Source organism: Rosistilla carotiformis, from assembly GCF_007753095.1.
In the GTDB taxonomy this organism is placed as follows: Bacteria; Planctomycetota; Planctomycetia; order Pirellulales; family Pirellulaceae; genus Rosistilla; species Rosistilla carotiformis.
Genome location: NZ_CP036348.1, coordinates 1,866,882 through 1,879,987 on the forward strand (window position 1 = coordinate 1,866,882; position 13,106 = coordinate 1,879,987).

The following is a 13,106-nucleotide window of genomic DNA, read 5'->3' on the forward strand; positions in this document are numbered from 1 at the left end:
ATGCGAATCGCTTGGATATCATACGGGTTCGAAGAGCTGTGCGTGCAGAACGTCAATGCACTCGCCGAAGAGCACGAGGTGCTGTTGGTGATGCCGCACCCGCAGCCGGGGGAAACGCAATACGCGATCTCCGACCGGGTGAAGCATTTCGGTTTTGACGAGCCACGGTTGCGTCAGCCGCTGCGGCAGCTGAGCTGTGTCGCGGCGATCCGCCGCCAGATCGATGCGTTCAAGCCCGACGTGGTCCATTTCCAACAGGGACACATGTGGTTCAACACCGCCCTGCGATCGCTGAAACGGTATCCGTTGGTGGCGACGATCCACGACCCGCGGCACCACGCTGGCGACATGTCGTCGCGGAAGACGCCGCAATGGGTGATGGATTATGGATTTCGCAAAGCCGATCATGTGATCGTGCATGGAGAGGCGTTGGCCGCTCAAGTGCAGCAGTTGTTCGGTTTCGCCAGCGATCGCGTGCACGTTGTCGCTCACGTCGCGATGGGCCAAGTTGAAGGCGCGACCGACGTCGCTGAAGAGCCTCACAACGTGTTGTTCTTCGGCAGGATCTGGGACTACAAAGGCTTGGAATATCTGATCGCGGCCGAACCGATGATCGCCGCAGAAGTCCCCGATGCGAACATCGTGATCGCGGGGCGAGGCGACGATTTTTCGCGGTACCAGAAACTGATCGGTGATTCGCCGCGGTTCGAGATCCACAACCGATGGATCAGCGATCACCAGCGGGCTGAATTTTTTCAACGCGCCGCCATCGTGGTTCTCCCTTATACCGAAGCGACGCAAAGTGGTGTCGTCCCGGTCGCGCAGATGTATGCCAAACCGGTCGTCGCCACGCGCGTTGGCGCGTTGGCCGAATGCGTGCTCGATCGACAGACCGGCTTGCTCGTCCCGCCACGCGATCCGCAAGCGCTGGCGACGGCGATCATTCAACTGTTAAAAGACCCTGCTCAGCGGCGGGCCTTGGGAAATGCTGGGTTCGATCGCTTGCAAGCCGAAGCGTCCCCCGCGGTTGTCGCGCGGCAGACCGTTGCCGTTTATGAACAAGCGATCGCCGATCGGCAGCGCGGATCCAAACCTTCGCCGGTGCAAGCGTCCGCGGCGCAGCCAACGCAAACTTTAGGGAGCCCCAGTCATGTCAACCAATAGTGCGATGCATCTGGGAGTCGTGGCGTCGGTCAAACACGGCTTCGAACACTTCGTCCATCGCGAGCTTTCGTTTTTCGAGAGCCGCGGCGCGAAGATCAGCGTCTATCCGACGAAGTTCCAAGCCGGTCTGTACGGACCGCGTCCGACCTGGAACGTCTATCGGTGGGGCCTGATCTCGCTGATGCTTGCGAATCTGGGCACGTTGTTAGTTCGGCCGGCCAGCTATCTGCGACTGCTTGCCGAAGCGATCCGCCATCGCGCGATCGTCGACTTTGTTTTGGCGGTCTATTTCGCCGGCAAGATGCGCGACGTCGATCTGATCTACGCCACCTTTGGCGACCGCAAGTTGTTCATCGCCTACTTCTGCAAACAACTGCTCGACAAGCCGCTGATCTGCACGATCCACGCCTACGAGATCTACGAAAATCCAAACCCCGCGATGTTCGCTCGCGCGGTTGCCGCTTGCGACCAGATCACGACGGTGACCAATTACAACCGCGAGCAGCTGAAGTCGCGATACGGCATCGATCCGCGGCGGATCGAGGTCGTGCGGCTCTCGATCGATCTGCAGACCTACCGACCGGAGCAGAAGTTTGTCGTCTTGATCGTCGGCTACTTCGCTCAGAAAAAAGGACACCGCATCCTATTGGAAGCGCTTCGCAAAATCGACAACTCCGAATTTGAACTGTGGGTCGTCGGCACCGGTCGCGATTCGGCCGATTCGGTCGACGTCAAAGCTCTCGCGGCGGAGATGGGATTGGAATCGCAGGTCGCGTTTTTCAACGGCCTCTCGGGAACCGCGCTTCGAGCGGTCTATCACGCTTGCGACGTCTTCTGCCTGCCCAGTCATCACGACGACCATGGCGGGGCGGAAGGTTTTCCGACGGTGATCATCGAAGCGATGGCGTGCGGGAAACCGGTGATCAGCACGCGGCACGTCGAGATTCCGGCGATCGTCGAACAGATCCTGGTCGACGAAAAAGATGTCGATGGCCTGGCCGACGCACTATTGCAAACGTATCGTTCGGCAGACCTGCGCGAACAGATGGGGGAACGAAATCGCGAACTTGCTGCGGAACATTTCTCGCATTCGAATGTTAAAAGAACTGAAGCGATGATGCGGGCCGCCTGCGGTCTGCCGCCGCTGGTTGAACCGGAAGCGAGTCCGGTCGAGATGCAACATGAGTCACTGACAACGTGAATAGCCCGATGAAATCCAAGCCCTACCGGATCTTGATGCTGCTCGAAAACGAGAGCGTTCCGGACGACTGCCGTGTGTTGTTGGAAGCCGAAGCGCTGATCGATGCCGGATATGCGGTGACGATCATCTGCCCAACAGGTGGGGTGACGAAGAAGGTCGACCGCATCGGAGAGATCCGCGTCTACCGGTATCCCCAAATGTGGGAGATCGGGGGCGTGCTGGGGTATCTGTTAGAGTACGGTTACAGCCTGGTCGCTGCTTTTGTCCTCTCGTGGTTCGTCCTGTTGAGGCATGGTTTCGATGCGGTTCATGTGCACACGCCGCCGGATCTGATGGGATTGGTCGCGATCTTTTTCAAGTTGTTGGGGAAGCGGTTTGTCTTCGATCATCACGACCTGTCGCCGGAGCTGTATCTGGCGCAGAAGCCGGGGCGCAGCGAGGGGACCGTTTATCGGGCGCTGCGATTTTTTGAGCGACTGTCGTGTCGCAAAGCCGATCGTTTGATCGCCACCAACGACACGCAACGCTCGATACAAATCGACCGCTGTGGAGCCGATCCCGAGGACTGCTACATCGTTCGCAACGGCCCCAACGCGTTGTTTTTGAGCGACGTTCGACCGCTCGAATCGATTCGCACGCCGGGCTGTCTCACGATTGGATATGTCGGCGTGATCGGAGTCCAAGATGGCGTCGACTTCATGGTTCGGGCGTTGCATGAAGTGAAGACGAAGCACGGCCGCGACGACTTCCGCGGCGTGATCGTTGGCAGCGGACCGGCGATCGCCGACCTCAAGCGTCTGGCCGCCAAGCTCGATCTGGCGGACAAGATCCTGTTCACGGGAATGATTCCGTTTGCCACCGTCCCGTCGCACATCGCCGCGTTTGACATCTGCCTGACTCCCGATCCCAGCAACGCCTACAACGACAGCTGCACGACGATCAAGACGATGGAATACATGGCGTTGCGAAAGCCGACGGTCTGTTTCCGCACGCGCGAGAATCAAATCACCGCCGGCGACGCGGCGGTCTACGCTGACAACAACGACATCCCCGCGTATGCCGATGCGATCGTGCAATTGATGGACGACCCGGCGCTTCGTCAGTCGATGGGGCAGAGCGCCCGCCAACGGATCGACAACGGTCTGACTTGGCAACATCAAGCTGTTCGCCTGATCGAACTCTACGACAACCTGTTCGATGTCGTTCGAGATCCCGTTCATTCCGAACCGACCGCTGCGATGGCCAGCGTCACCTAAACGAGCACTACAGTGATTTCGGGCTGCGCGGGGACATCCTGCGGCAAGCTCACTTATCTCTTCCGAACCATCGATTCCGGAGGGCGACTAGTTCAGCGTTTCGGGGCGTGTGGCCAGCAATAGCCCGGCGTTTTGCGGGGCGTTATTGAGGGTGGCGTAAAGCGCCGACGTTAGGCCTGCCCCCACCATGAATTGGCTTACTTCAGGGGCGGTCTTCAGCCGTCCCAACGGCGTGCGCAAACCAAGTTCCAGATTTTGGACCGCGGTCGCAAGCGAACGTTCCTTAGGGTCGATGGGATCAAAGAAGTCAATCACCGCGACCTCCCCTCCAGGCCGCGTGACGTCAGCGGCACGTCCGAGGATCGTGACGGCGAGGGCATCGTCGATCGTTTGCAGCAGTTCGGGGATCACGACTAGGTCGAATGGTCCCTCGGGCAGTTCGCCGCTGGTTGGGTCCGCTTCAAAGCCAGTCCATCGGTCTTGTAAATCGATACTCTCGATCATCTTCTTGGCTTCGGCCAACGCGTCGGCGTGGTCGACAGCGATGATTGTGGTTCCTGGATCTCGAAAGGCGAGGGTTGAAGTCCAAACGCCCGACCCGCACCCGATCTCCAAAATTCGTAGGTCGCGTCGTTTTTGGCCGATCTCCAACACCGCGGCGGCTTGCATGGCCAGCGGGGTCCGGGTCCATCCACGGGCGACTTGATGGCGACGAAACGCATCGCCACTTCCCGCAGGCAGATCACATCGCAACTGGTCGACTAAGCTGTCCAGGTAGTGGTCGCCCAGATCGGCGTCGTACTGCGCCAACAGGCCCAATGTTTGCGAAGCGGCATAGTGTTCGGCGTAGCGTTCGATCAATCCGGTTGCCACCAGCACGTCCAAAATCCGTGTCGCCAAGTTGGGCTGGATGTCGCACGCATCCACGAGTTCGCCAAATGTCTTTTGCCCGGTCAGCAGTTGTTGGAATAACCCCACCTCGCGCGCCGCGCGAATCGCGTGGGAAGACGCATTGATCCCAATCAGGGTCCAGTATTTTCGAATCGTTAATTCTTGCGGAATGGCCATCGTATGGTTGTGTCTTTTCGTGAGTTTTGCGGTGGTGCGGGGGGCTGCCGCGGCGGCGGCAAAAGTATATCGCACGACGTTCGATTCAGGAACGGATGGCCGGCCCACGCGTTGCCATCGATCGGATCAGTTTCGCCACTGTGACTTCAGTTCCGCCAGCCCCTCGGCTGTCGAGAGGATCGGTTCGTAGCCGAGCAGACGCCGGGCGGCGGTGATGTCGAAGTAGTGGTCTTTGGCCAGTTGAGCGGCGACAAACCGTGTCATCGGCGGTTCGCTGGTCCGTCGCGTGGCGGCGTAGAGAAGTTCCAGACCGTGCCCGATTCGATAGGCGGTGCGGTAGGAGATCGATCGTGTCGGCACATCAACTCCCGCAGCCGTTAAGATCTCCGACAGCCACGCCCAGCACGCGACCGGTTCCCCTTGGGACAGAAAGTACGCGCGGCCTGCGGCTTCGGTCGCGCCGCCGCTGATCCGATCCAAGGCCAGCAAGTGTGCGTGGGCCGCGTTGCGAACGTGGATCGTGTCGATCAGGTTTTCTCCCGAGCCGACGCGGACCAAGCGACCGGCGCGGGCGCGTTGGATCAAGCGAGGAAACAGGTGCGGATCGTCGGGAGCCCAGATCAGATGGGGGCGCAGTGCGCAGGTTAGCAGTCGTCCCGGTTGATTGGCCGCCAGGACTTCCTGTTCGGCTGCCGCTTTGGTGCGCGGATAGTGGCACAGGTAATCGTTGGGGTACGGTTCCGATTCGTCGACGCCGGTCTGGTCGTCGCCGCCGAACGTGACGCTGGGACTGCTGCAGAAGACCAAGCTGCCGATCTCTCGCTGATGGCAAGCGTCGATGACGTGCCGGGTGCCCAGCGTATTGGTTTCAAAATAGCGTTGGTACGATCCCCAGACGCCAGCGATCGCGGCGGTGTGGATCACGGCGTCGACATCTTCGGTGGCTCGCAGGACGGCGGTCTGGTTGCGGATATCGCCGCGAACCTGCTGCATCCCCGCTTCGGCAAGCTGTGGGTAATCGCGTCGTCCGAGCCCAACGACGTCGTCGCCGCGGGCGAGCAATTGGCGAACGACCTCGGCTCCTAAGAAGCCGCCACAACCGGTGACTAAAACGCGCATGAACTTCCTGGTTGCCGAGAGAGCGTTGACGGGGGGGAGGGAAAACCTAGCGGAGACCGCCGTGGTTGGGATCGACGCGCAAGTGTAACACAGCGGGATCGCGAGGCCAAAGCGTGGCCCGCCGTGCGGTCTCGCGTATCGATCCGGTTGCGACCATAATTGGACATCGGCGTGTGTCCGATAGGTGGTTGGGCAAGTGGAATCCACGTTCAGTGCAAAGGAAGTTGCGTTGCGAAACAGTAAGACTTTAGCCAAGGTGCGCGCCGGCAAACCGGTACGGATGTGTTCGTTTGGACATTTCATTCCTGCATACATTCCGATGGCGGCCGACAGCGGTTTCGACTGTGTCTGGCTGGACGCCGAGCACCGAGCGTTCACCGATCGTGAGATTCAAACGCTGTTGGCTTATTGCCATCGGTTTGACATCGACTGCATGTTACGGCCCCCCACGTTGGAAAAATCTCGGCTGTATCGCTATTTGGAAGATGGCGCCACGGGGTTGATGATCCCGCATGTTTCGACCGCGGATCGGGCCCGCGAGTTGGTCCAGGCGGTGAAGTTCCCGCCACTGGGAGACCGCGGCCAGGATGGCGTCGGGATGGATGCCGGTTTTCTGTCGCGGGGTGACGAATATGTGGAACATGCCAACCGCGAGACCTTTTTGGTCGTCCAGATCGAGACGCCGCAAGCGGTTGAAAATATCGACGCGATCGCGGCGGTTCCCGGTGTCGATGGAATGTTTATCGGTCCTGGCGATTTAGGATTACGGATTCGCCGCACGGAAACCACGGTCACGATTGCGCAGGCCAATGCCGAAGTGGCCGCTGCGGCGGCCAGGTATGGGAAATTCTGGGGCGGTCCGGGGTTGTCGCTGGAAAATATTCAACACCTTTACGGATTAGGGGCCCAAATGATCGCGCACGGCAATGACTATGATGGATTGTTGGCAATGGTCCGCAAAAGCTCCGCCGAGCTGGATGCGATCTACGATTGATTTTCGGACACCGACGCGTCGTGAACACGAAAACGGGACAGAGCACCGATGAACACCTGGATCATAGGCCGAAATCCGCTGTGCGATGTGGTCGTCGATCATGCCGATGTTGCCGACCGACATTGCCTCTTGAGACAAACCGTCGGTGGTTTTTTGTTAGACGATTTGGGGTCCAAGTGTGGAACGTTTGTCGACGAACATCGCATCACGCATCCTGTCTTGGTAACGCATGCCAGCCAGATCACTTTAGGAACGTCGACGCCGTTTGTCTGGCCCTCGGGAATTGATCCGCAGGCTGTCGCCGAAGCGTGCGAAGCCGCCGAATCCGTGCTGTTTCGCGTCGGTCGCTTTCCAGACAACGACCTCGTGCTCGACCGCGACATGATTTCAGGTCGGCATGCGGTGTTGGTCGTGCAGCGCGATCGGATCGTGATCGAGGACTTGGGATCGACGAACGGAACCGCCGTGGGGACGATCGACAATAAGATTCAATCTGCCGAAGTGCGTGAGCGCGATCGCGTTTTCTTCGGCTCGTTCAGCATCATGGTCACCCATCTGTTGGCGATGTCGCGAAAGACGAAGCCCCCCGAAACTGTCATCGAACAACCGGTGGAAATTCAGGCGGCGAAAGTTCACAGCAAGTTCCCGATCAAGCGATCGATGCAGGCGGCTGCGGGATTGTTGGCGATCGTCGGGGCCTTCCAACTCGTGCGCACCGGGCTTCGAGATCCGGTCGCGACGCCACCATCGGGACCGACGTCGCCGGTTGCGGCGTCCTTGCCGCCAGCGAAAGTTCTTGCCGTGCCGCCATCGGCGGTGCCCGATGAAAAGGCCGATCTGTTGGCGACTCGCGAAAAAGATCAGACAGCCGGTCCGATGACGCTAAGCGATGCCGCCGATGCATTGTTTATGGTGATCGTGACGGGCGATTCCAAACAAATTGCATTTCATATCGGAACGGCTTGGCTGGCCGAAGCCGATCGCTTGGTGACCAGCGGAGCGGTCGTTTCGGCGATCAAAGAACAAGACGACAGCGGATTTTCGCACGTCCAGGTGGTGCAAACTTCTAGCGGCAATTCGTTTGATGTTGCTACCGTAAGCCTGGATGCGGATCTGGCTAAAGCAAAGGCCGAATATGCCCGTGGCCGCCAACTTTACAGCGAACTTCAAGCGGAAATGAAAGCCTTGCAGTTACGCGGTGATAGCGCTGATCGACTCGAAGAAGCGCGCCGCGAATCTCAAGCGATCATCGAAGCCGGACTACAATCGACGTCGATTCGCGCCAGTTTGAATGTCGGTTGGCTGGAACTCACCAATCCGGTTCCCGAAGCGCAACCGGCACAGTTGGCCAACGATTCAGATTTGAAAGTCGGGCAACGATTGCATATGCATGCCGCCCCGTTCCAACTGGAGAACCCCGCTTGGGATCCGGCCAATACCATGGAGCCTCATGGAATTGTGGTCCGTGTGGAAGAGCGGATCGTATCGCCTAACAAGAAAGCACCGGACCGTTGGCTAATGTCGATGGCGTCGTCGGGACCGCCCCAAAGCTACGTCGGCAGTCCGATCCTGACTCGGCAGGGACACGTGGTCGCGATGTTCTCACGCCCGATGGTCGATGGAGCCGAGAACGATTCGCCGTACCTGTTCGAAGCGGTCTCCGTGCAGTGTGTTTCGCCCGCCGCGAAATGATCGGGGGGGGGCGGCGAGAGAGCCAACGTCCACCTACGTTGTTTCGGACGCGGCGACGGGCGCGTCGCGATGCTCTTCGACCAGCGAAATCACCGTGTCGCCTTTTTTCGGCTGGATCGGTTTATCGTCGGTGTTGATACTGACCATCCCTGTCGGATCGATTTTGAACAGCAAAACGGCGTGGTTATCATAGGTCGTCTTGAGGCTTTCCAATGAAAACGTCTCGGTCAGCTTGTTCGTTTTAAAGATCGCGCCGTCCTCGATCCGCTGTTGCATGTACGCGCTTGTCAATTCGCTGTTAAACAGGCTGCGACCACGCAAGTGATGCGACAGGGCTCGTGTCGAGTTCTGTTTCTTATTTTTAGACGCCAACTGAAACGTGTTTTCGCTTCCGAAGATGCCACGGAATTGTTGAACCGCCAACGCATTGACTTCGTCGTTGGGAGTCATCGCCAGCAGCCGACCGATCCCTGAAAAATCAAGGTTCTCCAAGGCGTGATCGCTGACGATGTTCACGCATTCGGCCTGCAAGCCGTCGACGCGGGCAAGGCTGACCTTGCTGTAGTTGGTGTCGCATAGCATGACCTTAACATTTTTGGCGTGCAGCGAGCGTGCTAGGGCGCGTATCCATGGATCGGCGCCGAGGATCAGCAGTCCCTGCGGAGTCGGTTCGGCGATCTTCAGCCATCGCGCCAGCGGCGCGGCGGACAGACCGTAGATGAAGACCGTCCCAACGATCACCAAAAAGGTGACCGAATCCAAAGCGTTCGCTCCCGCCGGCAGCGGCCCCGAATTCATCAGTTGCAACTTCAGTGCAAACACACTGGCGACCGCGGCGGCGACGATACCGCGCGGGGCGACAAACGCGACGAAGGTTCGTTCGGCCATCGTCAAGCGCGTGCCAATCGTCGCGACAAAGACCGATAAGGGGCGGATCACCAAGACCAATGCGAGTACAAAGGCGACACCCGGCCAGCCGATATTGCTGATCGCTTGCAGGTCCAATCGCGATCCGAGCACGATGAACAAACATCCGATCAGCAGGACCTGCAGATGCTCCTTGAATTCGATGATGTGTTCGATCGCAACACGTTTCTGGTTTGCCAGCAGGATTCCCAGCAGCGTCACGGTGACCAGCCCCGATTCTTCGGCCAGGGCGTTGCTGATCGCAAACAGCAGCAACGCAAGGGCGAGCGAGAGGACGCCTTGCAGGTGATCGGGCAACCAATAGCGGCGGATGCTAAGCACGAGAAACCACGCCCCCACGCTGCCGAACAACAGTCCGACACCGATCGTTTTGGCCAGCAGCACCAAACCAGAGATCATCGAAAATTCATCGGCGCCGAGAAACAGTTCGTCGAAGACCAGGACAGCCAAGAGGGCACCGACTGGATCGATGACGATCCCCTCCCATTTCAGCACGCTGCTGACCCGCGCTGATGGCCGAATCTGACGCAACAGAGGCCCCACAACCGTTGGACCGGTGACGATCAGAATCGCCCCAAGCAAGAGCGAAACGCGAAAGTCAAAGCCGAGGATGAAGTGCGCTGCGATCGCTGTGGTAAGCATCGTGATCGTGCTGCCGACGACCAGCAAACGGACCACCGATTTACTCGATTGCCGGAACTCGGTGAAACGGAGCGTCAGTCCACCTTCGAACAGGATCACCGCGACCGACAACGAAACGATCGGGAACAAGATCCGCGGCACATCTTTGGGATCGCCGTTCATCAGTTCGGCCATCAAGGTATCCAGCGGGACAAATTGTCCCAGCAGGATACCCATGCACAACAGCAACAAGATGCCGGGCAGGCGCGTTCGCCATGCAATCCATTGCGAAAGGACGCCCAGCGTCGGGACCAAGGCGAGATACAGCAGCAGATCCATGGAGAGTTCCGTCTTGGCAAGGCGTTGTAAAACGCAAGAGAATCCGAGCTTTAAACGCTGTTATTGCTCTTGATCGATTTTAGTTCCAGTTCGCAGATCTGCAGCGCATCGGCAGCCAACTGGCCCGCCAACGCCCCGGGATCTTTCCCCGCCAGCACATCGGCAGCCGTCTGAACTTCGATCACAAACGCGTCGGCAGGATCTCCCGATCCCAATTCGGGCCGCTCGATCTTTCCGCCTTCGTGGATGATCTTCACTGGCATCAATTCGGTGCCGTCGTCGAAGCCGGCGAACTCAAATTGAATCGTCGCCCGTTCGAAATGAACTTCGTATCCGTGCGTGAACGGGCGGCCGTGTTGGTCGATCGTGCCGCCACCAACCGAAACGATCACATCGGGATCGTCGTAGGTCATCATCGATTCAAAATACGAAGCGGTCTCGCCACGCATCCGGCCTCGGCTGATGACTTCCTTGGGCATCCCAAACAACAGACGCAGCAAGTGGGCGTCGTGAACATGCAGGTCGATCAACGGACCGCCCACTTTTTCTGGATTGTAGAAATCGGGGTTCCAGTCGACCGGACCGATCACGCGTTTGAAGCGGCCACCCAAGCACTTGCCGTATTTTCCCGATTGCTGCGCGTCGACCAGCAGACGGAACTCGGGCAGGTAAGCCAAAACGTGAGCGACCATCAGGTGCAAGCCCTTCGATTCGGCCAGTGCGACCAGGCTCGCGGCATCGTCGGCGTTCAGCGCCAACGGCTTTTCGCACAACACGTGCTTGCCAGCTTCCAGGCACTTGCGGACCGCATCGACATGCAGATGAACCGGCAGGCAGATGTCGATCAGATCGATCGAATCGTTCTCCAACATCTCGTCCAGCGTTTCGTAGACCGATAGGTCGCTGACATCGATCTGTTTGCCGGGAGGTCCAAAGTTGCCTTGGATGCCGGTCCAGTCGCCGCCGCGTCGCTGCGGATCACGCGTGCAAAAGGCAACCAGTTCGGCACCGGTGGCGCGTTGATAGGCGAGGTAATGGATCCAGCCCATAAAGCCGATGCCTGCGATTCCTGCACGCATAATATGTTAACTCCGAAGTTGATTAACTGAGGAAACCGTCGATGAAACGACGTGGGTAAAGGCGGTAGGCAGCCGATAAAATCAAGCGTCCAGTTTTTCAAACCGCTCGGCTGCAGCATCCCATGGATCAGGATCTTGCGGTTCGTAGACGACGGGTTGGAAACTGTCGCGAATCAATTGGCGTCCTTCTTGGATCGAGCCGATTTGCCCCAGTCCAACCATCTGCATGACGATGTTGCCGATCGCCGTCGCTTCGACCGGACCGGCTAGCACGCGGCGGCGACAAGCATCCGCTGTCATCTGGCACAGCAACGCGTTTTGGGCTCCGCCACCCAAGATATGGATCGTGTTGATCGTTGTTCCCGTTAGCGATTCGAGCCAGCCGAGGCAGGTCCGGTAACGGAGCGCCAGCCCTTCCAAGGCACCTCGGAAAAGGACGCCGTTGTCGGCGGCGGATGGTTGTCCGGTTCGGTTTGCAAATGCGGCGATCGCATCGACCATGCAGGCCGGGGCTGCGAAGTCGGGGCAGTCGGGATCGATCAGTAATTGGAACGGCTTCGCGTCGGCAGCCGCTTGAACCATGCTGGGCCAGTCCAGCGTTTGACCGCGTCGTTCTAGCGAGGCTTTGATCTGTTGGAAGATCCACAACCCGCCGATGTTCTTCAGCAACCGCGTGCTCCCTTGAACGCCACCCTCGTTGGTGAAGTTCAATTCGGCACAGCGATCGTTGATCAGCGGTTCGGGAATCTCGCAGCCCATCAACGACCAGGTGCCGCTGCTGATGTAGCACCAATCGGGCTGAGCCGGTGCGAAGTTGTCCGCGGGTACGGCGACGACAGCCGATCCGGTATCGTGAGTCGCTGGCAGGACAACGGGGACGCCTTCGAGTCCGGGGACGCCACCTTGGCCGCCGAGAATCGGGCCCAAGACGGTCCCTGGTTGCACGACGTCGCTGAAGACACGCGTTGGCAGATCGAACGCTTTCAGCAGCTTTTGCGACCAACCTTGCTGTTGAGTGTTATACAGCTGTGTCGTCGTTGCGTTGGTGTATTCGATCGCCGCTTTGCCGGTCAGCAGCCAGTGGAAGAAGTCGGGGATCATCAACATCTGGTGGGCGATGTCGAGGACGGGCGAATTCTCCAGCCGCGCCGCCAACAGCTGATAGGCCGTGTTGAGCTCCATGAATTGCAGCCCCGTCTCGGCGAAGATCTCTTCGCGAGCGACGCGTTCAAACGCCTTGGGGAACATGCCGCGCGTTCGCGCGTCGCGGTAGTGGTAGCCCGGACCGATCAGATCGCCGTTGGCATCCAAGAAAACGTAGTCGACGCCCCAGGTATCGACGCCCACCGAAAGGACTTTGGCCTCGCTGGCGGCGGCCAGCGAAAGCCCTTTGCGAATCTCTTGCCACAGCCCCAGCAGATTCCAGTACATCCGACCCTGGACGTGGACCGGGTCATTGGCAAACCGATGCAGCTCGGAAAGCTTCAGTTGTCCCTCCTCGATGCAGCCAGCCAGTACCCGACCGCTCGATGCGCCAAGGTCCACCGCTAAATGCACAGGTGCCGATGCCATACGTTTCCTTCGTTCGATCGATGATTTGAGGGATCTACCAACCGAAAAATGTGACCGCCCGCTGCCCGAAAGTC

Annotated in this window: 10 protein-coding genes; 5 read left to right on the forward strand and 5 right to left on the reverse strand. The window is 58.9% G+C overall.

The annotated features are described in order from the left end of the window. From Poly24_RS06965 to Poly24_RS06975, 3 genes are read left to right on the forward strand one after another with little or no spacing between them, the layout of a single operon-like run. Complete coding sequence (locus tag Poly24_RS06965; protein ID WP_145092419.1) at window positions 1-1,164, forward strand: glycosyltransferase family 4 protein; 1,164 nt, start codon at window positions 1-3, stop codon at window positions 1,162-1,164. Next, window positions 1,151-2,365, forward strand: coding sequence for a glycosyltransferase family 4 protein (locus tag Poly24_RS06970; protein ID WP_145092422.1), 1,215 nt, complete (start codon window positions 1,151-1,153; stop codon window positions 2,363-2,365). Before Poly24_RS06965 ends, Poly24_RS06970 begins: the two co-directional genes overlap by 14 nt. 8 nt (window positions 2,366-2,373) lie before the next feature. Then, window positions 2,374-3,621, forward strand: coding sequence for a glycosyltransferase family 4 protein (locus Poly24_RS06975; protein ID WP_145092425.1), 1,248 nt, complete (start codon window positions 2,374-2,376; stop codon window positions 3,619-3,621). A gap of 87 nt (window positions 3,622-3,708) precedes the next feature. Here Poly24_RS06975 and Poly24_RS06980 read toward each other — a convergent pair whose 3' ends face one another. Further along, window positions 3,709-4,689: a class I SAM-dependent methyltransferase gene (locus Poly24_RS06980; protein WP_145092428.1), complete on the reverse strand. Its 981-nt coding sequence runs from the start codon at window positions 4,687-4,689 to the stop codon at window positions 3,709-3,711. 126 nt (window positions 4,690-4,815) lie between these two features. Next, window positions 4,816-5,808, reverse strand: coding sequence for an NAD-dependent epimerase/dehydratase family protein (locus Poly24_RS06985; protein ID WP_145092431.1), 993 nt, complete (start codon window positions 5,806-5,808; stop codon window positions 4,816-4,818). A gap of 229 nt (window positions 5,809-6,037) precedes the next feature. Here Poly24_RS06985 and Poly24_RS06990 point away from each other — a divergent pair, with 229 nt between their 5' ends. After that, window positions 6,038-6,802 (forward strand): HpcH/HpaI aldolase family protein, encoded by a 765-nt coding sequence (locus Poly24_RS06990; protein ID WP_145092435.1) that lies wholly within the window; start codon window positions 6,038-6,040, stop codon window positions 6,800-6,802. A 48-nt stretch (window positions 6,803-6,850) separates the two neighbouring features. Further along, window positions 6,851-8,494 (forward strand): FHA domain-containing protein, encoded by a 1,644-nt coding sequence (locus tag Poly24_RS06995; protein WP_145092438.1) that lies wholly within the window; start codon window positions 6,851-6,853, stop codon window positions 8,492-8,494. A gap of 33 nt (window positions 8,495-8,527) precedes the next feature. Here Poly24_RS06995 and Poly24_RS07000 read toward each other — a convergent pair whose 3' ends face one another. The 3 genes from Poly24_RS07000 to Poly24_RS07010 form a co-directional block, all read right to left on the reverse strand. Then, entirely contained in the window at window positions 8,528-10,381 is a 1,854-nt protein-coding gene (locus tag Poly24_RS07000; RefSeq protein WP_145092441.1) for a cation:proton antiporter, read from the reverse strand. 50 nt (window positions 10,382-10,431) lie between these two features. Continuing rightward, window positions 10,432-11,460, reverse strand: coding sequence for a Gfo/Idh/MocA family protein (locus Poly24_RS07005; RefSeq protein ID WP_145092443.1), 1,029 nt, complete (start codon window positions 11,458-11,460; stop codon window positions 10,432-10,434). Window positions 11,461-11,541: 81 nt separating this feature from the next. Beyond that, a complete protein-coding gene (locus Poly24_RS07010) occupies window positions 11,542-13,032 on the reverse strand; it encodes a rhamnulokinase (RefSeq protein ID WP_145092446.1) in 1,491 nt (496 codons plus the stop codon). Window positions 13,033-13,106 lie beyond the last annotated feature (74 nt).

Bases quoted from the DNA above. Each gene is read 5' to 3' on its own strand.
- Poly24_RS06965 (WP_145092419.1), top strand. From the start codon at position 1: ATGCGAATCGCTTGGATATCATACGGGTTCGAAGAGCTGTGCGTGCAG.
- Poly24_RS06980 (WP_145092428.1), bottom strand. From the start codon at position 4,689: ATGGCCATTCCGCAAGAATTAACGATTCGAAAATACTGGACCCTGATT.
- Poly24_RS06995 (WP_145092438.1), top strand. From the start codon at position 6,851: ATGAACACCTGGATCATAGGCCGAAATCCGCTGTGCGATGTGGTCGTC.
- Poly24_RS06970 (WP_145092422.1), top strand. From the start codon at position 1,151: ATGTCAACCAATAGTGCGATGCATCTGGGAGTCGTGGCGTCGGTCAAA.
- Poly24_RS07000 (WP_145092441.1), bottom strand. From the start codon at position 10,381: ATGGATCTGCTGCTGTATCTCGCCTTGGTCCCGACGCTGGGCGTCCTT.
- Poly24_RS07005 (WP_145092443.1), bottom strand. From the start codon at position 11,460: ATGCGTGCAGGAATCGCAGGCATCGGCTTTATGGGCTGGATCCATTAC.
- Poly24_RS06985 (WP_145092431.1), bottom strand. From the start codon at position 5,808: ATGCGCGTTTTAGTCACCGGTTGTGGCGGCTTCTTAGGAGCCGAGGTC.
- Poly24_RS07010 (WP_145092446.1), bottom strand. From the start codon at position 13,032: ATGGCATCGGCACCTGTGCATTTAGCGGTGGACCTTGGCGCATCGAGC.
- Poly24_RS06975 (WP_145092425.1), top strand. From the start codon at position 2,374: ATGAAATCCAAGCCCTACCGGATCTTGATGCTGCTCGAAAACGAGAGC.